This is a genomic window from Acinetobacter oleivorans DR1 (assembly GCF_000196795.1).
Classification (GTDB): Bacteria; Pseudomonadota; Gammaproteobacteria; order Pseudomonadales; family Moraxellaceae; genus Acinetobacter; species Acinetobacter oleivorans.
Genome location: NC_014259.1, coordinates 1,004,857 through 1,025,662, shown reverse-complemented (window position 1 = coordinate 1,025,662; position 20,806 = coordinate 1,004,857). Strand labels below are relative to the sequence as shown.

At 37.9% G+C, this 20,806-nt stretch carries 21 protein-coding genes and 1 tRNA gene; 8 read left to right on the top strand and 14 right to left on the bottom strand.

Annotated features, from left to right (window positions below; all coding sequences use genetic code 11):
* Window positions 1–30: 30 nt before the first annotated feature.
* Entirely contained in the window at window positions 31–1,077 is a 1,047-nt protein-coding gene (locus AOLE_RS04815) for an NAD(P)H-dependent flavin oxidoreductase (protein WP_013197110.1), read from the top strand.
* A gap of 35 nt (window positions 1,078–1,112) precedes the next feature.
* Here AOLE_RS04815 and dusB read toward each other — a convergent pair whose 3' ends face one another.
* Window positions 1,113–2,138 (bottom strand): tRNA dihydrouridine synthase DusB, encoded by a 1,026-nt coding sequence (dusB, locus tag AOLE_RS04810; protein ID WP_013197109.1) that lies wholly within the window; start codon window positions 2,136–2,138, stop codon window positions 1,113–1,115.
* An 83-nt stretch (window positions 2,139–2,221) separates the two neighbouring features.
* On the opposite strand from dusB, the gene AOLE_RS04805 reads away from it, so the two are divergent.
* Both AOLE_RS04805 and AOLE_RS04800 read left to right on the top strand, forming a co-directional pair.
* Window positions 2,222–3,430: a DUF1615 domain-containing protein gene (locus AOLE_RS04805; protein ID WP_013197108.1), complete on the top strand. Its 1,209-nt coding sequence runs from the start codon at window positions 2,222–2,224 to the stop codon at window positions 3,428–3,430.
* On the top strand, window positions 3,397–4,053 hold the full coding sequence (locus tag AOLE_RS04800; RefSeq protein WP_013197107.1) for an HAD-IB family hydrolase: 657 nt from the start codon (window positions 3,397–3,399) through the stop codon (window positions 4,051–4,053). Before AOLE_RS04805 ends, AOLE_RS04800 begins: the two co-directional genes overlap by 34 nt.
* A 26-nt stretch (window positions 4,054–4,079) precedes the next feature.
* Here AOLE_RS04800 and proB read toward each other — a convergent pair whose 3' ends face one another.
* From proB to uvrB, 8 genes are all read right to left on the bottom strand, one after another.
* Window positions 4,080–5,213 (bottom strand): glutamate 5-kinase, encoded by a 1,134-nt coding sequence (gene proB / locus AOLE_RS04795; RefSeq protein WP_004790764.1) that lies wholly within the window; start codon window positions 5,211–5,213, stop codon window positions 4,080–4,082.
* 15 nt (window positions 5,214–5,228) lie between these two features.
* Complete coding sequence (gene cgtA / locus AOLE_RS04790) at window positions 5,229–6,449, bottom strand: Obg family GTPase CgtA (protein WP_004790763.1); 1,221 nt, start codon at window positions 6,447–6,449, stop codon at window positions 5,229–5,231.
* Window positions 6,450–6,631: 182 nt separating this feature from the next.
* Window positions 6,632–7,306, bottom strand: coding sequence for a hypothetical protein (locus tag AOLE_RS04785; RefSeq protein ID WP_013197106.1), 675 nt, complete (start codon window positions 7,304–7,306; stop codon window positions 6,632–6,634).
* Between the two features lie 11 nt (window positions 7,307–7,317).
* The gene (locus AOLE_RS04780; RefSeq protein ID WP_004790761.1) at window positions 7,318–8,043 is read right to left on the bottom strand and encodes a hypothetical protein; all 726 of its coding nucleotides are present in this window, start codon (window positions 8,041–8,043) and stop codon (window positions 7,318–7,320) included.
* A 149-nt stretch (window positions 8,044–8,192) separates the two neighbouring features.
* The gene (locus AOLE_RS04775; RefSeq protein WP_004790760.1) at window positions 8,193–9,650 is read right to left on the bottom strand and encodes a glyceraldehyde-3-phosphate dehydrogenase; all 1,458 of its coding nucleotides are present in this window, start codon (window positions 9,648–9,650) and stop codon (window positions 8,193–8,195) included.
* A gap of 216 nt (window positions 9,651–9,866) precedes the next feature.
* Window positions 9,867–10,814: an EamA family transporter RarD gene (gene rarD, locus AOLE_RS04770; protein WP_081399274.1), complete on the bottom strand. Its 948-nt coding sequence runs from the start codon at window positions 10,812–10,814 to the stop codon at window positions 9,867–9,869.
* Between the two features lie 110 nt (window positions 10,815–10,924).
* On the bottom strand, window positions 10,925–11,512 hold the full coding sequence (locus AOLE_RS04765) for a lipocalin family protein (protein ID WP_005307444.1): 588 nt from the start codon (window positions 11,510–11,512) through the stop codon (window positions 10,925–10,927).
* A gap of 93 nt (window positions 11,513–11,605) precedes the next feature.
* Entirely contained in the window at window positions 11,606–13,627 is a 2,022-nt protein-coding gene (gene uvrB / locus AOLE_RS04760; RefSeq protein ID WP_013197104.1) for an excinuclease ABC subunit UvrB, read from the bottom strand.
* 180 nt (window positions 13,628–13,807) lie between these two features.
* On the opposite strand from uvrB, the gene AOLE_RS04755 reads away from it, so the two are divergent.
* The gene (locus tag AOLE_RS04755; RefSeq protein ID WP_004790757.1) at window positions 13,808–14,599 is read left to right on the top strand and encodes an A1S_2505 family phage non-structural protein; all 792 of its coding nucleotides are present in this window, start codon (window positions 13,808–13,810) and stop codon (window positions 14,597–14,599) included.
* Between the two features lie 175 nt (window positions 14,600–14,774).
* A complete protein-coding gene (locus tag AOLE_RS04750; RefSeq protein WP_013197103.1) occupies window positions 14,775–16,214 on the top strand; it encodes a sensor domain-containing diguanylate cyclase in 1,440 nt (479 codons plus the stop codon).
* A 30-nt stretch (window positions 16,215–16,244) separates the two neighbouring features.
* Here the strand turns inward: AOLE_RS04750 and AOLE_RS04745 are convergent, their stop codons facing one another.
* Window positions 16,245–16,424 carry a hypothetical protein gene (locus tag AOLE_RS04745; RefSeq protein ID WP_002118942.1) on the bottom strand — a complete coding sequence of 60 codons (180 nt, stop codon included), beginning with the start codon at window positions 16,422–16,424 and terminating at the stop codon, window positions 16,245–16,247.
* A 208-nt stretch (window positions 16,425–16,632) separates the two neighbouring features.
* Here AOLE_RS04745 and AOLE_RS04740 point away from each other — a divergent pair, with 208 nt between their 5' ends.
* The gene (locus AOLE_RS04740) at window positions 16,633–17,868 is read left to right on the top strand and encodes a pyridoxal phosphate-dependent aminotransferase (RefSeq protein WP_002118408.1); all 1,236 of its coding nucleotides are present in this window, start codon (window positions 16,633–16,635) and stop codon (window positions 17,866–17,868) included.
* A 54-nt stretch (window positions 17,869–17,922) separates the two neighbouring features.
* Here AOLE_RS04740 and AOLE_RS04735 read toward each other — a convergent pair whose 3' ends face one another.
* Complete coding sequence (locus AOLE_RS04735) at window positions 17,923–18,330, bottom strand: GFA family protein (protein WP_013197102.1); 408 nt, start codon at window positions 18,328–18,330, stop codon at window positions 17,923–17,925.
* Between the two features lie 179 nt (window positions 18,331–18,509).
* On the opposite strand from AOLE_RS04735, the gene AOLE_RS04730 reads away from it, so the two are divergent.
* Window positions 18,510–18,947: a PaaI family thioesterase gene (locus AOLE_RS04730; RefSeq protein ID WP_013197101.1), complete on the top strand. Its 438-nt coding sequence runs from the start codon at window positions 18,510–18,512 to the stop codon at window positions 18,945–18,947.
* A 15-nt stretch (window positions 18,948–18,962) separates the two neighbouring features.
* On the opposite strand, the gene AOLE_RS04725 is transcribed toward AOLE_RS04730, so the two are convergent.
* The gene (locus AOLE_RS04725) at window positions 18,963–19,394 is read right to left on the bottom strand and encodes a hypothetical protein (protein ID WP_004790752.1); all 432 of its coding nucleotides are present in this window, start codon (window positions 19,392–19,394) and stop codon (window positions 18,963–18,965) included.
* A gap of 41 nt (window positions 19,395–19,435) precedes the next feature.
* Window positions 19,436–19,582 (bottom strand): hypothetical protein, encoded by a 147-nt coding sequence (locus tag AOLE_RS19720; protein WP_081399273.1) that lies wholly within the window; start codon window positions 19,580–19,582, stop codon window positions 19,436–19,438.
* Window positions 19,583–19,628: 46 nt separating this feature from the next.
* On the opposite strand from AOLE_RS19720, the gene AOLE_RS04720 reads away from it, so the two are divergent.
* Window positions 19,629–19,704: transfer RNA gene (locus tag AOLE_RS04720), tRNA-Asn, on the top strand.
* A gap of 169 nt (window positions 19,705–19,873) precedes the next feature.
* Here AOLE_RS04720 and AOLE_RS04715 read toward each other — a convergent pair.
* Window positions 19,874–20,632: an SDR family oxidoreductase gene (locus AOLE_RS04715; RefSeq protein WP_013197100.1), complete on the bottom strand. Its 759-nt coding sequence runs from the start codon at window positions 20,630–20,632 to the stop codon at window positions 19,874–19,876.
* Between the last annotated feature and the right edge of the window lie 174 nt (window positions 20,633–20,806).

The following is a 20,806-nucleotide window of genomic DNA, read 5'->3' as shown; positions in this document are numbered from 1 at the left end:
TGGTGAAGAGAAAGAAATGAGGTGAATAAAATGACCCTGTTACAACAACTTGAAATTAAACATCCGATTTTTCTTGCCCCTATGGCGGGTGTGTCTACCCCTGAACTTGCCGCAGAAGTTTCTAATCAGGGTGGTCTTGGGTCATTAGGGCTCGGAGCAAATACGGCAAAAAGTGCTCGAGAACAAATTTTAAAAACCCAAACACTTACAGAAAAATCATTTCAGGTTAATTTTTTCTGCCATCAGCCCGAACAACTTAATCCTCAAACCTCAGCACAATGGATTGAATATTTACGACCACAGTTTGAAAAGTTCGGAGAACAGCCTCCTCAAAACTTAAACTGTATTTATCCAAGTTTTCTTGATAATGATGATTTTCTAAATGTCGTATTAGAAACCAAACCTAAAGCGGCCAGTTTTCATTTTGGCATTCCCCATCCCCATCAAATTCAGGCATTAAAAGATACCGGAATTATCACTATGGTTTCTGCTACCAATTTAGTTGAAGCACAAGCCATTGAAGCGGCTGGTATAGATATTATTATTGCTCAAGGGATTGAAGCAGGCGGACACCGAGGAATCTTTAATAAGACTTTTGATGCAGCAATTAAAACGAGTGATTTAGTACATCTTATTGTCAAACATTGCAAACGACCTGTAGTAGCCGCTGGTGGCATTATGAACGGCGCACAAGCACGACATATGTTGAGCTTAGGAGCTACAGCTGTTCAACTCGGAACTGCTTTCGTTCAATGTCCATCTTCAAATGCATCTGCCGAGTACCGTAAAGCTTTATTTAATGAGCCTGTGACGCAAATTAGTGCCAGTCTTTCTGGACGTCCGGCCCGTGGATTGCTCAACCATTGGCACACACAAATTGATTTACCTAATCGCCCTCCTCAACCCGAATATCCCTATACCTATGATTTAGCCAAGCAACTCAATGCAATTGCAAGCAAAAATAAAGACTATGGCTTCGGTGCTTTTTGGGCGGGTAGTAATGTCTCACAAATACGTGAATTAGCTGCTGCCGATTTAGTTAATCAGTTAGTGGTAGAAATGCTAGAAGATGAGTAAATTTAAAAAAGCCAGTAAATTTACTGGCTTTTTCTTTAATGAGTTTCTAATAAGTTAACCTGTTCAACTTGCACATCACTCATCAAATTGCCTTCAGCTAATAACTGATTAAAATAGTTTTCGACCACTAATGCTTGTTCAGCAGTACTTTCAACTTTATACATATTTTGGCGGAATTCATTACTTGAGCGTAATCCTTTTGTGTACCAAGCAATATGTTTACGGGCAATACGACATCCAGAATATTCACCATAAAATTGATAAAGTTCTGATAAATGCCCAAGTAGCACATGCTTCACCTCTTCAATATTAGGTGCAGCTAAGTGCTCTCCAGTTTTTAAATAATGAGCAATTTCACGGAAAATCCATGGTCGACCTTGAGCAGCACGACCAATCATGATTGCGTCAGCACCTGTATAATCGAGTACATATTTTGCCTTTTCAGGACTATCAATATCACCGTTCGCAATAAGTGGAATATTGATTAACTCTTTGACATGTTTGATCAAATCATAACGTGCTGTATTTAAATACATGTCTTCACGGGTGCGACCATGTAAGGCCAATGCAGCAATTCCCACTTCTTCTGCTCTTTTTGCGACTCTTAAAATATTTTCTTGACCATTTAAAAAGCCCAAACGGGTTTTTAATGTCACAGGAACATCAACAGCAGTAACCACTGCATCAAGAATTCGTGCCACTAAATCTTCATCTTGTAACAATGCTGAACCAGCAAGTTTATTACATACTTTTTTGGCTGGACATCCCATATTGATATCAACAATTTGTGCGCCATTTGCCACTTGATAACGTGCAGCTTCTGCTAATTGCTCAGGATCAGAACCTGCAATTTGAGCAGAAATTGGAGCGAGTTCGCCGTCAAAATTTGCACGGTAGAGGCTCTTTTTGCTCATCCGCAAAGTTTTATCAGCAGTCATCATTTCACTGACTGCATGGCCTGCGCCAAAATACTTGCAGAGTGTTCTAAATGGACGGTCAGTGACCCCGGCCATAGGAGCAACGATTAAATTATTTGACAGTTGATAGGGACCAATATACATATATATTCATACAATTGATGATCAACATAGTATACTTCATCCGCTTAATCGGCTCATCTTTTTATGCAGGTGCTTTCCTCGCCATGAACAAACCGTTGTCTTCCCGTTTTTTATTAAAATCATTCGGTATGGCTGCCGTATGCATGAGTTTAGCTGCTTGTGGTGATAAAGCTTGGTGGTCAAATAATGATGAGCCTGAATTAGAAAGCCAGCAAATTAAAAAGTTAATTCCATCGCGTGTGCATGATCGTGAGTCATGGGCTAAAGATATTGACGACATTATGAAAGACTTGGATATTCCTAAAACCAAGAAAAATGTCTGTAGTATTGTGGCTGTAGTAGATCAAGAATCTAACTTTGTTGCCAACCCTCAAGTACCGGGTTTAGGCCAAAAAGCAGTTGAAGAAGTCAGCACACGTTTAAATGAAAAGTTTGAAGATAAGCTTGGCAAAACCATTGGTGGAACAATTGCCGGTTATTTTGAAGAAGTGCTAAGAACTCAGCCTTCTCCCGATAACAACTATATGAGTCAAATGCGTAAAGTTAAAACCGAAAAAGACCTCGACTTACTTTACCGAGAAATTTTCGATTTTATGGCTAAGCATTACCATGTGAGTGCGTTAACAGGTGCGGCCAAATTAGTTGGGCAAGATATTGGCGAGAAAATGAACCCTATTACGACCTTGGGTTCTATGCAAGTTCATATTAACTATGCGAAAGCCAATAAACGCTCAAGCATGAATACTGCTGCACTTCGTGATGACTTATATACTGAATATGGCGGTTTATATTATGGTATTCATCGTTTAATGGTTTATCCAGCAGACTACGATAAAGCCATTTATCGATTTGCAGACTATAACTCAGGTATGTATTCTAGCCGTAATGCTGCTTTTCAAAGCATGTTAAATGACCTAACAGATACAGAAATCAGTCTTGATGGTGATCTACTTCTTTACACAAAAGATGGTGATCCGCGTCCGACTCAAAGCCAGTCAGAAAAAGAACTGATTACTGTATTTGCAAAAAATAATGTATTGGTTACCCCACGACAAATTCGTGATGATCTTAAATTAGAAAAAGAGAAAAAGTTTGAAAGTACTCAAACCTATATTGCTCTGACGAAACTTTATAAAGCAAAGACAGGTAAAGAACCTATCTATGCAATCATGCCGCAAGTGGTCATTTCTGGGCCAAAATTAAGTCGTGACTATAATACCAACTGGTATGCAACCCGCGTAAACGGACGATATGAATCATGTATGCAACGAGCGAAACGCATAAGACTATAAAAAGTCTCGCCCTGTTCGATTTTGATGGAACCTTGTGTAGTAAAGATAGTTTTACAGGGTTCATCTTTTATGCTTTGTCTAAGCGCCATATTGTTAAACAAGGTTTGAAAATCCTGCCATGGATTCAAGCCTACTATCTTAACTTTTATCCAGCCCATGCTATGCGTGCCAAGTTATTTCGTAGCATGTTCAAAAATACCCCTGCAATTGAACTGCAAAGATTAGGTGAAGAATATGCACAAGAGTTAGTCTCTTCGCTTTCACCTGAACTTTTCGCACAGTTACAACATCATCAGTTACGTGGTGATCGAGTGGTACTGGTTTCCGCTTCAATTGATGTCTATCTTGCTCCACTTTGTAAACTACTAAATATCGAATTAATTTGTACTGAAACTCAAATTAAAAACGGCATGATGACAGGTTATTACTCCACCCCAGATTGTAGTAGTGAACAAAAGAAATTAAGAATACATCAGCAATACACGCTCCAGCATTACCATCAAGTTTATGCGTATGGTAATAGCTCAGAAGACCTAGATATGCTCAGTCTCGCGACACATCCGTATATGGTGGGTGAAGACCGTGTTTTACCTAGTTTAACGCCAGAAAAAAAGCTCGCATAAAGCGAGCTTTTTTATTTAGATATAACTTAATAAATTGCCATATGATCACGATGAATCATTTCAAGTGAACGAGCTTCACCTAACACTTGATAAACCTTATCTGAGGCTAAGCCTTTAATAATTTCAGCAGATCGTGAACTGAAATTCACTCGACCTACTGCAATACGTTTACCTTGTTTATCTACACATTCAACCACATCGCCACGATCAAAATGTCCTTCAACAGTTTTAACTCCTACAGGGAGTAAACTACGATGTTTTAATTTAATCGCTTCAACAGCACCATCATCAATTACAAGACGGCCAGCTGTTTGTAAATGAGCAGCGAGCCATTGTTGATGAGCAGTCATGCGGTCTTTATCTGTAGTAAACAGCGTACCTAGCATTTCACCTGCCATCGCACGTGACAAGACATTGTCACTTTCACCACTCGCAATGAGTGTTGGACAGCCCGACTTAGCAGCTAAACGTGCGGCACGAACCTTAGTCACCATACCACCTCTGCCGAGCACACCACCACCGCCAGCCATTTCGAATAAAACATCGTCCATGGCACGAACAGTAGATAGTAATTTCGCATCGGGGTTATGACGCGGATCTGAATCAAACATACCCTGCTGATCAGTTAAAATGATCAACAATTCTGCATGAACCTGACCTGCAACCATCGCGGCTAAAGTATCGTTATCACCAAAGCGAATCTCGTCGGTAGATACCGTGTCATTTTCATTAATAACCGGAATCACACGCCAATCAATCAAGTTTTGCAAAGCATCACATGAGTTTAGGTAACGACGGCGGTCCGCTAGATCATCATGGGTGAGTAAAACCTGAGCAGTACGAATGCCATGTTCTTCAAGTACACTAGACCAAGTATGAATTAAACCCATCTGCCCAATCGCAGCACAGGCTTGTAGACTGGGTAGATCGGTGGGTCGACTTGCAAGCTTCATACGAACCATACCTTCAGCCACAGCTCCAGAAGACACTAAAATAATTTCATGTCCTGCATTGTGTAGATCTGCAATCTGTTTCGCCCAATGCGAAATAGCATTCAAATCTAAACCTTGCCCATTGGCTGTGAGTAAAGATGATCCGATTTTAACAACGATTCGTTTACACTCACTGAGCTGACGTTGCCCATCGACCACTTCTATCATGTTTTCCTCGGTTTTTTAGTCACGAACGTAGATGCTTTCTACATCATTGTCGTCTTCATCATCGTCAAAATCATCATCATCGCCCAACATGCCTTCAAGACGTTGTGCTCGACGCATAGCGCGATATGCTTCTTTTGCCGCAATGGTTTGTTCACGTGTTTCAACTTCTAGTTGTTCACGGAAAGCTCTTACTTCTGCTGCATATTCAGGATCTTCAACTTCGCGTTCACGTTGTTGTTCAATCTGATCCATGAGGTAATACACAACGTCTTTTGTACCTTCACTTAATAGACCTGATGTCTTAAAGACAGGCCCAGTCCACTCTAGTTCATCTAGAATATGCTGACACCACTCTTCACGACTTTCTTCAGCAATCTGATCAAGTTTATTCAGCACTAAAACAATCGGAAGTTTAGCCAAAGTAGGAGAAAACTTAGCTAACTCATTCATAATTGCTTTTGCATTATGCGCAGGATCCGAACCGTCAATTGGTTGCACATCAATAATGTGTAAAAGGATACGCGTACGTGCCAAATGTTTAAGGAAACGAATTCCTAAACCAGCACCTTCCGCTGCACCTTCAATCAAACCAGGAATATCGGCCATTACAAATGAACGATGACGGTCAGCATCTACAACGCCAAGGTTTGGAACCATGGTTGTAAATGGATAATCTGCTACTTTTGGTTTTGCAGCACTTACAGCACGAATAAAGGTTGATTTACCAGCATTTGGCATACCCAATAAACCAACATCTGCCAATACTTTTAATTCAAGACGAATTTCACGAAATTCACCTTTGATGCCTGTCGTACATTTACGCGGAGCACGGTTAGTTGATGATTTAAAATGGGTATTCCCCAAACCACCGTCACCACCACCTGCAACCAGAATTCTTTGGCCATCTTCAACCAAATCGCCAATAATATCGCCTGAATCTGTATCAACAATTGTTGTACCAACGGGTACTTTTAAAACCACATCTTCACCACCACGTCCGGTACAGTTAGCGCCTGCACCATTCTTTCCGCGTTCAGCACGGAACTTACGTGTGTAACGGTAATCGACTAGCGTACTTGTATCATCATCAGCTTGAATATAGATACTTCCACCACGTCCGCCATCACCACCATCTGGGCCACCAAATGGTACAAATTTTTCACGGCGAAAACTGGCTACGCCATTGCCACCGTCGCCAGCCTCTACGGTAATGACTGCTTCATCAACAAAGCGCATCTGCCAATCCTCTAAAAACTCTAAAACCGCCTATTCTGCCATATTTTCATAAAATTCTCGAATAGAAAATGGGACAATTCCCATTTATAACGGTCTGTTTTTATCTTTAAGTCATCAAAAGCAATTTAGATTTACAAATACAGGCTTTACCCAACATAAAATGCAGAATAACTATTTAATTTTTAAGGATGCACATTGCGCAGTGGCAAGGTCATTTGCATATCAAGATTTGCTTTTGTTTTTGGAACCGAATTATACATGATCGCATTAAATGAAGAGACATTCCCCATTTCCATAGGATCATTCACTTGTAGACTTGGGTTAAATCGATGTTTAACCGATAAATTTACTGGCTCATCAAATTCAAAATAAACAGGACCATCAAAAACAATTTTAACTGGAATGGTATAACTACGTTTTAAATTAAAAGGAACATCCAGCTTGATGGGAACATCTAGTTTAAGTGGAAATTTTGGCAAAAATTTACTTTGATAGACGAGGTCTGTCGTAGTTTCAAGAGGCATAACCTGATCAATTTTTAAAGTTGTCGAATAGTCAACACTCACTGTAATTGGTGTCTCTACAGCAAAACTTAAATCTGCCAGATATTTCCCTTTTAAAGGTAAAGTTAGTTGGCGGTCTATATCTAATGTTGTATCAAGTTTACCAATAGATTGAACCTGTAAAGTATTGCCAACTTGAATCTTTGTTTCTAAAGAGTCAGGCAAACTAATATCGGCATTATGAGCCGAAACAACTAAATTAGCTTGAATATTGAGATATACCCAAAACATAACAGCAGCAAGGATCATCATTAAGAAAAAACTGATCAACATACTCTTGAGTGAACGAAACATTACTATTCACCCTATTGATCAGTTGTTGTCTGCGATGTTTCTGAACCCACTACCCGATTTAATCGCATAGTGGACAGAGGAATTTTTAACTCACCATTTGCAATCTTCACAGGCAATGTGTTTTTCACATCAACCGAAGCATTTAGTGCTGTTTTAACAGGGACATTCAAATTACCCTCAATTGGAATATTAGTATCCAATCTTGCTTTTAGAGGAATATGTAAATTTTCTTTTAATACCGTCCGCACTGGCGCATCAAATTTTAAATGAACCTTTTGCTCAAGCGGAACATTAATATCAATCGGAACATCAAGTTTTAATGGAATTGTTCCTTTTAATGGTAACGTAATATCACGTCCTAAAACCCTCACTTGAACCTTCGTATCGATTGGTAAATTCTGTTCAACTTTTAATGTTTCTTTGACAGGAATGGTGGTGCTAATCGGCACCATATTATCGAAGTAAACACGTGGCGTTAATGTCTGGGTTAATGGAATATTCAGTTTCTCATCAATTGGAATACTGGCATTTACCCGCCCTTTTACATCCACGTTTAAAGCATCTTGTACTTTAACCTTAACTTGTAGAGGTTCTTGCAAGTCAATAGCAACTGCTTGATTCTTCAAAGGAATGTAAATATTAAAATGCTTAAACACCCATATTGCAATGAGTACACCACATAAATTGGCAATAATGATGAATATAAAAACGACCAACAAACGTTTAAACTGCGACAATTCCTATCCCTTACTATTTTCTTTTTTTCCTTAATTCCTATTCTCATTTATTTACAAAAAATAGTCAGCATATATTTTGTACGGTTGTAAAAAAACCCAGTCTAAACTGGGTCTTTTTGTGAAAATCTTTTATAGATCGTTAAATGATCTTAAGCATTCAATTCTGCTGGAATTTTTTTGTAACTTACGCCGCACATTTGTTCAGCGATACGTAATACCTGACAGCTATAACCAACTTCGTTATCGTACCAAACATAAGCAGTTAAACGGTTACCAGAAGTAATCGTTGCTTGAGCATCATACACACCAGCAGTACGAGAACCGATAAAGTCACTCGATACAACTTCAGTCGAGTTGGTATAACCAATTTGACCTTGAAGGCTAGAGTTAATCGAAATTTGACGAATGTATTCGTTCACTTCTTCACGATCAACTTCTTTATCAAGCGTTAAGTTCAAGATAGCAAGAGATACGTTTGGCGTAGGAACACGTACAGAGTTACCAGTTAACTTACCTTTCAATGCAGGTAATGCTTTAGCAACAGCTTTAGCAGCACCAGTTTCAGTAATAACCATGTTCAATGTAGCTGCACGACCACGACGATCTGCTTTATGGTAGTTATCAATTAAGTTCTGGTCATTTGTAAATGAGTGAACAGTTTCAACGTGACCGTTAAGAACTTTATATTTGTCATCCAATACTTTAAGAATTGGAGTAATTGCATTTGTTGTACAACTTGCAGCAGAGATGATTTTGTCTTCATCTAAGATATCTGTGTTGTTTACGCCAAATACAACGTTTTTCATTTCGCCTTTACTTGGTGCAGTCAATACAACACGTGCAACGCCTGGGCATTTCAAGTGTTGGCTCAGACCTTCAGCATCACGCCATTTACCAGTGTTATCGATTAAAAGCGCGTTTTGAATACCGTATTCAGTATAGTCAACTTCACTTGGGCTTGATGCATAAATCACTTTAATGAAGTTACCGTTAGCAATGATTGCTTCGTTTTCTTCATCAACAGCGATTGTACCAGCGAAAGTGCCATGAATAGAGTCACGACGAAGTAAAGAAGCACGTTTTGCTAAATCGCCATCAGAAGATTTACGCACAACGATTGCTTTAAGGCTTAGGCCACGACCTAAACCTGATTGGCTAATGATTAAACGAGCCAAGATACGGCCAATACGACCAAAACCATAAAGAACTACATCTTTAGGCTGTTCAGAAGTTGCACTACCTTTAATTGACTCAACTGCTTGAGCAACAAAAGCGTCAACATCACCGCCTTTTTCTTTATATTCAACTGCAAGTTTACCGATATCAACTTCTGCAGAACCAATGTTTTCAACTTTTGCTAAAGCTTCTAAAATTGGAAATGTATTTACAACAGAAAGCTCAACATCTACAACACGTGTACGACGGTGAGTTTTCAAAATTTGAATAACAGAACGGTTAATTAAAGAGCGACCGTAAACAGATACGACAATATTTTTTTCACGGTATAATTGACCGATTACGGCAATCATACGTTCCGCGATTTCTTCACGGTTTTTCCAACGGCCTTGGTGTTCAGCATGCAGGGCGATGATAGTGTCTTTGCTCACAGATACGTCCTCTAATTAATTATATCTAGGCGTGATTTTTTAAACCCCGTAATTGTAATGGAATTATCGACAAGAATGAATCAAAAGCTGACGTTAGTGGCTAGATTTTCCTAAAATTCATCATAAATTCATAAAATACCTATAATTATTTTTTATTATCTTATTGTTTAAAGCAGCTAAATTTTTGCTTTTTCTTACTTTTTAGATTCTGATGCTCTAATCGTGAGCATCATTTTTTAATCTTTTTTGATATTTTGCGACGTTTAGCTGCAAATTTTTGGCTTTTTGACGTTGGTGATAAAGGTGAACCGCACCTTCTAAAACGAGTACAAATACTGCACACCAGATCGGAATATAAGTAAACCATTCTTCTTGGCCAATACTCTCCCCTAAAACTAGGGAAGCTAAAGCAAGCAAAACTGGTTCCAAATACCCTAAAAGGCCAAACACAACTAAGGGTAAAAAGCGGCTTGCCAGAATATAACTTCCCAAACCAATAGCACTTAAAATTCCAAGCCCAATAATGATCAAAGCAAGACTCGGTTGATCTATAAATTTGCTATAAGGGAGTAAACCTGTATGGGTTAAATAAATCGCAATCGGCAAAATAATGACTAAGTCCCACCAAAAGCCGCCTAAATTGTCTGTTTTAATTTTTTTACGCAATAAAAAGTAGGCAGAATAGCCAACCGCAACCAATGCAGTTTCCCAAGCAATACTTCCTAAACGCCAGATTTCATGGCCCACGCCAATGACAGCAAGAATAATTGCGACCCATTGAAATTTTGATATTTTTTCGCCATATAGCACACTGCCAGCCAATACTAAAACAAGTGGCAATAGAAAATATCCTAAAGATACTTGTAGGCCTCGCCCATGCATAGGCCCCCATAAAAACAGCCAAAGTTGGACTGAAGTTAAAACGGAGGTTGTGATTAACAATAATAATAAAGATGGCTTAGCCAAAATACGCTGGTAGATATTTTTGATATACGCTAAATCGCCACTCCACCACATAAACAAAGTTAGAAATGGGATTGTTGCAATAATCCGCCATCCGAAAGTTTGTTCACTATCAAGCTGGCCTAACAATTGAGTATAAAAATAAAGTACACCAAAAGTGACAGATGCCATGACAGACAAGCTCACGCCCTTAAACATCACCACCCTCTTAGACTTTAGTAAAAATAGCTCACCACAATACTTGATTTATCCACTATAAAAAAGAAAAAACCATGTGAAAACATGGTTTTCTCTTAATCAGACATTTACATTTATTCTTTATGTTCTGTACGGATAATATCACGAATATCAAAACCTAATGTTTTTGCATAATTTAGATATTCATCCACTACTTCTTGTTCAGGATGAGGAGTTCTTGATAATACCCAAAGATATTTACGAGAAGGTTCTCCCACTAAAACAGTTTGATAGTCTTCATCTATTTTTAAAATCCAGTAATCTCCACGAATAACTGGAATCCATCGCACAGCTTCCGGTAAGAAACTCACCTTCAATTTGCTGTTATATGGCGGGTTAACCACGAAGGCTTCACCAATAGATTGCTGTAATTGTTTTCTATTGTCATAGCAGCGATTATCTACAACCACATTTCCATTTTCATTTAAGGTGTAAGTAGCAGATACGTTATAAGCACATTTTTTTTGGAAAAATGCAGGCTTACGCGCGACTTCATACCAAACACCTAAATATCGGTCCAGTTCAACTTTATAAACAGTTTGCAAGGGTTTCGGCTGAGCATAGACATAGGTTCCAACAGCTAAACCAGCCAAAACGACACCGCCTAACGCAATTTTAGCCAAACGCCAACTGGCTTGCGGAACATTATTTCGAAATGCCATTGTTGCCCTCAACGATTAGTTGTGAATACAAAAGAACTCAAATATCTACAGTAGCTTGTTTTTTAAACACATTATGTAGCGTTATGTATTCATTTATTGCAACATCTGCGCTTTTAATCGAAGAATTTCATCACGTATCCGCGCTGCTTGCTCAAACTGTAAATCTTTCGAGGCCTTTAACATGTCTTTTTCAAGCTTAGTAATATGTTTAGTAAACAATTTAGGGTCTGAAAGAATATGTCTTTCATCGGCACTCAATGCTTGTGCTTGTTCAAGTACTTTTTCATCAATCTCGTCATCTGAAAGTACCTCACCCGAGTCAATTTCTTTGACAGCCTGACGAACCGCACTACGAGGCGTAATACCATGCAACTCATTAAATTCAATTTGCTTGGCTCTACGACGATCAGTTTCATCTATTGCCTTTTGCATAGAGTCAGTAATTCGGTCAGCATATAAAATTGCTTTACCTTTTACATTACGCGCAGCACGACCAATTGTCTGAATAAGTGAACGTTCCGAACGTAAAAAGCCCTCTTTATCTGCATCTAAAATAGCGACCAAAGAAACTTCTGGCATATCCAGACCTTCACGTAGCAGGTTAATACCGACTAAAACATCAAATACGCCTGTACGTAATTCATGAATAATTTTGACACGTTCAACCGTATCAATATCTGAGTGGAGATAAGCCACCTTAACGCCATATTCTTTTAAATATGAAGTCAGATCTTCTGCCATACGCTTCGTTAAAGTCGTAATTAATACCCTTTCATTCAAACTCTTACGAATATTAATTTCAGAAAGAACATCATCCACTTGGGTTAAGACAGGACGAATCTCAATTTCAGGGTCGATGAGACCTGTTGGACGTACCACCTGTTCAACGATTTGGTCTGACTTTTCTAATTCATATTTAGCAGGTGTTGCACTTACAAAAATGGTGGTCGGTACAATACGTTCCCACTCTTCAAATTTCATAGGACGGTTATCAAGCGCACTTGGTAAACGGAAGCCATAGTTTACTAAGTTTTCTTTACGCGATCGGTCACCTTTATACATCGCTCCAATTTGTGGAACGGTAACGTGTGATTCATCAATAATCAGTAAAGCATCTTCTGGAATATAGTCGAATAAAGTCGGCGGAGCTTCACCAGATGGTCGTCCCGACAAATGACGTGAGTAGTTTTCGATACCATTGGTATAACCCAGCTGTTGCATCATTTCCAGATCGTAACGTGTCCGTTGCTCAATACGCTGTGCTTCGAGTAATTTGTCATGTTCACGGAAAAATTTAAGTTGATCTTGTAATTCATCCTTAATTGTATCAATCGCACGCGTTAAATGATCTTTCGGTGTTACGTAGTGGCTTTTCGGATAAATCGTTACCCGAGAAACTTTACGAACCATTTTACCTGTAAGCGGGTCAAACCAACGGATTGAGTCGACCTCATCATCAAATAGTTCAATTCGAATGGCATGTTGATCAGATTCTGCTGGGAAAATATCAATAATTTCACCACGAATTCGATATGTACCACGTAAGAACTCAAGTTCATTACGCGTATATTGCATTTCAACCAAACGACGGATGATTTCATCACGGCTTACTCGGTCACCCTCGACCACATGCAGCAACATTTGCATATAAGCATTTGGATCACCCAAACCATAAATTGCAGACACCGATGCCACAATAATTGCATCGCGACGTTCTAATAAAGCTCGTGTTGCAGATAATCGCATCTGGTCAATGTGATCATTAATAGCTGCATCTTTTTCGATGAACGTATCCGAAGATGGAACGTAAGCCTCTGGCTGGTAGTAATCGTAATAACTTACAAAATATTCAACCGCATTATTAGGGAAGAAAGATTTAAACTCACCATAAAGTTGGGCAGCCAAAGTTTTGTTATGAGCCATCACAATTGTAGGGCGCTGTGTTTGAGCGATCACATTTGCCATGGTATAGGTCTTACCTGAGCCAGTTACCCCTAGCAATAACTGATTACGAAAACCATGCTCGATACCATTGACCAGCTTTTCAATTGCCTGTGGCTGATCACCTGCTGGCTGATAATGAGTGACCAAATCAAAAGGTTGATTTTCGTTCAAAGTTATCTCTCTTTATGAAAAAATTGAATTTAACGTCTCCCCTTTTAATGGGGATTTTTATCTTAATTTAAAGTGCAAATTGAGTTGGAAATTCAATGTAAAAGATTAAGCATCTTAACACTTGACCAATACTATAATCAGTTGCAACATGAAGCTATCCATTAAATAAAAAGCATAACCATGACCTATCAATATCATGATGAAAGTATTGTAACCGAACTTCCAGAAGATACAGTTTTTGTATTTGGTAGTAACCTTGCTGGACAGCATGGTAGCGGCGCAGCACGCGTTGCCAGTCAACACTTCGGAGCAGTTGAAGGTGTGGGGCGCGGCTGGGCTGGTCAAAGCTTTGCAATTCCAACTTTAAATGAACATATTCAACAAATGCCTCTTTCACAAATCGAGCACTACGTTGAAGATTTTAAGATATATGCAAAAAATCATCCTAAAATGAAATATTTTGTCACTGCTTTAGGTTGTGGCATTGCAGGTTATAAAGTCTCTGAAATTGCACCACTCTTTAAAGATATCGATCACAACGTTATCTTTCCAGAATCTTTTAAACCTTATGTTGAAGATAATGCAGTTTCTCAATTTCCAACATTAACTCAAAAGATGGTAAAAAGTTTCATTAATGATGAAGTAATTTTTTACTTCAATCATGGAAGTGAATCTTTTGAAGAAGCCTTAGATAAAACAGATTTATCAGCTGCTGAAAAAGCAATTGCTCTTATTGTTTTAAATGAAGAGCTATACCCTCGGGATCGTTATGGCCGAGGCCGCGATCATGAGCTTAGTGATATTTTAGGTAAGCTCAATGGTAAAATTTTTGACCTGCATGGAAACTCTGAGGGGGCCATGATTTTTGTGAGCGCAGTGGTTGCACTCATGGAACTTTATGATTTTGACGAGCAAGACTTTATCAAATTATGGCGTGGTGAAAAGAATATTGACCACCCTATTAATCGTTAATTTCTCTAATAAACTTATGAGCTAAGCAGATAATATCTGCTTTCTCATTATTTTATTTTTACTTACATTTAATTTTCTTATTTTTAATTATTCTAATAAATTTAAGTTCTTTATATTCCCAAATCTTAATTTTTCTCATTATACTTTAAGGCGAACTGAATACTTAAAGAAACATATGGAAACTTTAGATTCTTCAATTTTTGACCTTAGCCCAATTCCAATGTGGATTGAGGATTTCAGTGAAGTTAAACAACAATTTGATCTATGGAGAAATCAAGGTATTGAAAACCTCCATGAATTTTTAAGCCAAAATAAAAATTTAATTATTGAATGTGCCCATAAAATTAAAATTGTTCGTGTGAATCAAAAAACCTTAGAACTTTTTGAAGCAAAAACTCACGAAGAGCTATATTCGAGTTTAAATCTCATTTTTAAAAAAGAGATGTTTGAATCCCATATTAATGAATTAGAGGAACTATGGAATGGTAAAACCCATTTTTCAAGCACGACTGTAAATTACACTTTATCGGGCAAACGTATTGATGTTCAGTTAAGAGGATCAATTTTACCCGGTTCTGAATCGACTTTTGAACGTGTATTAATTACCACCGAAGACATAACGCCTTATCAAAATGCGCTTCGTGAAGAAGAAAAAAATCGTCGCTTAGCTGAATCCATGTTTATCTACTCACCCACGTCTCTTTGGGTTGAAGATTTCAGTCGTATAAAAAATAGAATTGATCAACTTAGGCTATTGGGAATTGAAGACTTTAGAACTTTTCTAGATGTTCACCCTGAATTTGTCCGCCAGTGTATAGAAGATATTCTGATTTTAGATGTTAATCAGGCAACTCTCGATTTATTTAAGGCTCCTGATAAATCCACACTTTTCAGAAATACACATAAGGTTTTTGCTGAAGAGATGATTGAAACCTTTCGGGAACAACTCATCGAATTATGGCAAGGTAATATTCATCATAAACGTGAAGCCATTAACTACGCTTTAGATGGCCAAATAAGAAATGTCTTGCTTCAATTTACCGTTTTTCCCGGATATGAAGAGACTTGGGGACTTGTACAAGTTGCACTTACCGATATTACCGCGCGAAAAAAAGCGGAAAACTACCTTGAATATTTAGGACAACACGATGTTCTTACCAAACTATATAACCGCGCTTTTTTTACAGAAGAACTGAATCGTTTAAACCGAAGCATTATTCGCCCTGTTTCTTCAATTTTCTTAGATATGAATGGATTAAAAGAAACCAATGATCAGTTTGGTCATGATATTGGGGATGGTTTATTGCGTCGCGTTGGAAATATTTTAAGTCAGGCCATTTTAAATACGCCCTATACGGCTTCTAGAATAGGTGGCGATGAATTCGTGATTTTAATGCCGGGGGCAGATGAGGCGAATGTTCTCATTGTGCTTCAAACCATTCAGGAACTTTTTAATATCGACAATCAATATTATTCAAGTCACCCAATTAGCATCGCAATTGGACATGCAACCACTCAAACAAATGAGCAAATTGAGGACATGTTAAAGCGAGCGGACCATCACATGTATCAAAAGAAAAAAAGTTATTATCAGGAAATTTTACTCAATCAATAAAAAAACAGGCATATTGCCTGTTTTTCAAAATTAGCGTTTTCCCATAGAACGACGCGTACCACGTGGAGGCATCCACGTTCTATCTGCGTATTGCTCTGGTTTAGGACGTACTTGGTTGTGTACCGCATCGTCGGCTTGATTGCTTTCATTCGGCATTGGGAATGGCAATTTCACCAAAGCCTTTTTCTGTTTTGGCTGTTGCTCAGTCATGATTCATTCTCGAAATTTCGATTGCGACTTATTATAAATGATTTTTATCATTTCTTTCCAAAAAAGCTTCAATTGAATAAAACAGAGACAAGATCTTTCTTAAATCAAACTTTTTTACATCTAAAAATACCCACATCCGCAAATTACTTAATTTTTGCGATAAGATAGTATGCTTTTTATTTTTTAATCCCATAAGAGGAATATTGCCGTGGACGTACGTCTTTCTGATCGTGTCAATGCTATCAAACCGTCCCCTACACTTGCTGTAACCAACAAAGCTGCTGAACTTAAAGCTGCTGGCAAGAACGTGATTGGTTTAGGTGCTGGCGAACCAGACTTTGATACCCCGCAACACATCAAAGATGCTGCAATTGAAGCGATTAATAATGGTTTCACCAAATATACGGCTGTAGATGGTACTCCTGGATTAAAAAAAGCAATTATTGCTAAATTTAAGCGTGATAATAATCTTGATTATCAAGCGAATCAGATTTTGGTTTCATGTGGTGGTAAGCAAAGCTTCTTTAACTTGGCGCTTGCTCTATTAAACAAAGGCGATGAAGTTATCATTCCAGCACCTTTCTGGGTAAGCTATCCAGATATGGTCATTATTGCTGAAGGTACTCCAGTCATTGTGAAATGTGGCGAAGACCAACGCTTCAAAATCACTCCTGAACAATTAGAAGCTGCGATTACACCTAACACTCGCTTAGTTGTATTAAACAGCCCTTCTAACCCAACTGGTATGATTTATAGCAAAGCTGAATTAGAAGCTTTAGCTGAAGTTCTACGTCGCCACCCACAAGTATTTGTTGCATCTGACGATATGTATGAACCAATTCGTTGGGAAGATGAGTTCTACAACATCGCAACTGTTGCTCCAGATTTATATGACCGCACGATTGTTTTAAATGGTGTTTCTAAAGCATATGCAATGACTGGTTGGCGTATTGGCTATGCAGCCGGCCCAGCAAAAATCATTGGTGCAATGAAAAAGATCCAATCACAGTCAACTTCTAACCCAACTTCTATTTCGCAAGTTGCTGCTGAAGCTGCATTGAATGGTCCACAAGACGTTTTACAACCGATGATCGAAGCGTTTAAACGCCGTCATGACTTAGTTGTAAACGGCTTAAATGACATCAAAGGTATCTCTTGCTTACCTGCTGATGGCGCTTTCTATGCCTATGCAAACATTCGTCCTCTTATTCGTGCAAAAGGCTTAAAATCTTGCACAGAGTTCTCTGAATGGTTATTAGAAGAAACTGGCGTAGCAGTAGTACCTGGTGATGCATTTGGTTTAGGCGGTTTTATGCGTATTTCATATGCAACAGCTGACGAAGTACTTGTTGATGCGTTAGCACGTATCAAAAAAGCTGCTGACTCAATTGAAGGTGTAGATGCTGCTATCGCTTCAATCGAAGCTGAAAAAGCTGCGAAATAATCTGTAAAAATTAAAAGGGCCTCAAAATGAGGCCCTTTTTTATAATTTAAATTATTATAGGTTAAATAACGCAGCGACCTGTGACTCAGTCAATTTCTTTGTATCATTTTGAAAAGTATAAAAATCAGGTTTTGAATCAATAAAAATTTCCATATCCAAATTCAAGTCTTCTACTGGCTCATTTAAAGAAAATGCATTGATGTTGCAGTAACTTTGATCTTTCGTTCTCCAAAAAATTGTTGTTCCACAAACATTACAAAAACCTCGTTCTCCCCAGTCAGAAGAGTTAAATACACTAAGATGCTTTTGCTGAATAAACTTTAAACTATCTTTGACCACATCAATTGTCATAATGACACCACTGGTTTGTCTACGACACATCGAGCAATGGCAAGCATGTACATCATGATTTTTTAATTCAACTTCAAAAGTTGTTTCACCACATAAACACTGACCGTTCATTATTATTTTCCACACTAAGTTTATATTTTTAGAGTTATAAAATATTCTGCTCAACCAGAATTTACAAGTTTATAAACTATAAAGTGGCCTATATTTCTTGTACTTGACAATATGTATTTTAACGCCTAATTTAACATCAAGTTCTATTTTAGAACTTAAAGAATTAAAGGACTCAAAAAATGAAAAATCCGATGGAAATGAATGGCCTTGAATTTTTACAAGCCATGATAGAAGGCCATATTCCTCCTGCAAGCATTAGCAAAACTATACCTATGCAACCTACTGAAATCTCAGAAGGATCTGTTACTTTCAAAGCCCAAGCGGATCATAATCATCTAAATCCACTCGGTGGCGTGCATGGTGGTTTTGCTGCAACAGTCCTAGATTCGGTGACTGGCTGTGCAGTACATACGATGTTACCTGCGGGTGTAGGCTATGGCACAATCGACCTTAACGTGAAAATGTGCCGCCCCATTCCAAAGAACCATCCTTTAATTGCGACAGGAAAAGTCATTAATTTAAGTAAAAATTTAGGTATTTCCGAAGGAAAGATTATTGATGAGGAAGGTAAACTGTATGCCTATGCAACAGCAACCTGCATGATTATTCGTCCCTAATGATTAAAGGCAGCCTTAAACCGCTGCCTTTTTTATTGAGTAATCTTGATTATTTGGACGTTCACAAGTTTGCGCAATCACATAAGGTGCCCAAATATTTTTAAGTTGAAGTTCTATAATTTCTTGATGCTCAGTAGACCAAGCTAACACTTTATTTTTACCCAACAACAACTCCCCTTCTAATTGAAAAATATATAGAGATTTAGAGGAGTTTAATAATTTCGAGCTTTTTAAAATTTTAAGTGAATTATGCACATTCCATTTAGAACTAAACCAAAGCTGCAGTAAATCGCCTAAATATAAATTCTGTTTTTTGAAAGGATAAGCATCAATCCATGCATCTTCTACAGGTGTGTAATAAGATTCTGATTGAGTTAAGACATTAAGATAATTTTGTTGATAAAAATCAAAATTAGAAAAAATAGAAGCGATCGTAAGCGTTTTCATACTTATCTCCGATTTAGCCATTTTAGTGCTGGCAAGTTGGTTTAAATCCACACTGTTTGGATTTCTCCAAACGCTTGTTCTTTCTTGAATCTAGCAATTGACTTTTTAAAGTGCAAGTAATTTCTTAACACAGCGCCCAACTGATCAAATAAAAAGCATACAACACAAAAATGAAGTAAACATGACAATTTAGACTTGACCCTTCTCAAAATCTCCTTATAATCGCATGCAGATTCTCCCATAGCTCAGTCGGTAGAGCGACGGACTGTTAATCCGCAGGTCCCTGGTTCGAGCCCAGGTGGGAGAGCCAAATACTAAAAAGCCCGCAGCATTAAAGCGGGCTTTTTTTTGCCCTAATTTTATTAATAGCTATAAAAAAATCCCCTATCAATATAGAGGATTTAATTTTCATGGGTAAACCATTTACTTGTCTTAATGATCTAATCTAAGTTTGAAAAAGATATTCCTTTCTTAAATCATTATTCCATTTCAACTACTTTTAAAGGATTAAAAGACTGAGTGGTCGGCATCATTTCAATACGATTAATATTAATGTGCGGAGGTTGTGAAGCAACCCAAGCTACCGTATTTGCAATATCTTCAGGCAAGATTGGATTCTTTTTATCATAAAGACTGTTCACTTTCTCTTGGTCACCTTTAAAACGTACCAAAGAAAACTCTGTACCCCCACAAAGCCCGGGCTCAATGTTAGTTACTCGAATGCCGGTACCTGATAGATCAGCTCGAAGGTTTAAACTAAATTGCTCCACGAATGCTTTGGTTGCACCGTAAACGTTACCACCCGGATATGGGTATGTACCTGCAATTGACCCCATATTGATAATTAAGCCAGACTTTTTATTTACCATGCTTGGTAAAATTAGTCGAGTAACAGTAATAAGCCCCTTAACATTGGTATCAATCATAGTGTACCAATCATCTAAGTCTGATTTATCCGCTGACTCCAACCCTAATGCCAATCCAGCATTATTTACCAATAAATCAATTTGACTAATTTGAAATTCGGCTGGTAAATCAACTAGGGCCTTATTTATATTTTCTATGGTATCTGTCATGTCAAATACTAAGGGATAGAACTTTTCACCAAGTTCTTGCTGTAATTCTTTTAATTTTTCTGCCCGTCTTCCACAGCCAATAACTTTGTAACCTAACTCAATCAGTTTTTTTGAAATACTATAACCAAAGCCCGCAGAGGCGCCTGTAACTAATGCTAACATTCTTATATCCTTAAAATATTCGACTAATTTAGTTGAACCGATTATGAACAAAACTATCTTTATATTTACATAATATTCGTTATTACTTTAAAAAATAAAAGTTTTTAAAAAAATTTTAAGAGAAATTAAAATTTATAAAAAATATATTTATTAAATAATTATATGCATTAAAAA

Coding starts and splice junctions, on each gene's coding strand:
- AOLE_RS04815 (WP_013197110.1), top strand. CDS start 31: ATGACCCTGTTACAACAACTTGAAATTAAACATCCGATTTTTCTTGCC.
- dusB (WP_013197109.1), bottom strand. CDS start 2,138: ATGTATATTGGTCCCTATCAACTGTCAAATAATTTAATCGTTGCTCCT.
- AOLE_RS04805 (WP_013197108.1), top strand. CDS start 2,222: ATGAACAAACCGTTGTCTTCCCGTTTTTTATTAAAATCATTCGGTATG.
- AOLE_RS04800 (WP_013197107.1), top strand. CDS start 3,397: ATGTATGCAACGAGCGAAACGCATAAGACTATAAAAAGTCTCGCCCTG.
- proB (WP_004790764.1), bottom strand. CDS start 5,213: ATGATAGAAGTGGTCGATGGGCAACGTCAGCTCAGTGAGTGTAAACGA.
- cgtA (WP_004790763.1), bottom strand. CDS start 6,449: ATGCGCTTTGTTGATGAAGCAGTCATTACCGTAGAGGCTGGCGACGGT.
- AOLE_RS04785 (WP_013197106.1), bottom strand. CDS start 7,306: ATGTTTCGTTCACTCAAGAGTATGTTGATCAGTTTTTTCTTAATGATG.
- AOLE_RS04765 (WP_005307444.1), bottom strand. CDS start 11,512: ATGGCATTTCGAAATAATGTTCCGCAAGCCAGTTGGCGTTTGGCTAAA.
- AOLE_RS04755 (WP_004790757.1), top strand. CDS start 13,808: ATGACCTATCAATATCATGATGAAAGTATTGTAACCGAACTTCCAGAA.
- AOLE_RS04750 (WP_013197103.1), top strand. CDS start 14,775: ATGGAAACTTTAGATTCTTCAATTTTTGACCTTAGCCCAATTCCAATG.
- AOLE_RS04745 (WP_002118942.1), bottom strand. CDS start 16,424: ATGACTGAGCAACAGCCAAAACAGAAAAAGGCTTTGGTGAAATTGCCA.
- AOLE_RS04735 (WP_013197102.1), bottom strand. CDS start 18,330: ATGAACGGTCAGTGTTTATGTGGTGAAACAACTTTTGAAGTTGAATTA.
- AOLE_RS04730 (WP_013197101.1), top strand. CDS start 18,510: ATGAAAAATCCGATGGAAATGAATGGCCTTGAATTTTTACAAGCCATG.
- AOLE_RS04725 (WP_004790752.1), bottom strand. CDS start 19,394: ATGAAAACGCTTACGATCGCTTCTATTTTTTCTAATTTTGATTTTTAT.
- AOLE_RS04715 (WP_013197100.1), bottom strand. CDS start 20,632: ATGTTAGCATTAGTTACAGGCGCCTCTGCGGGCTTTGGTTATAGTATT.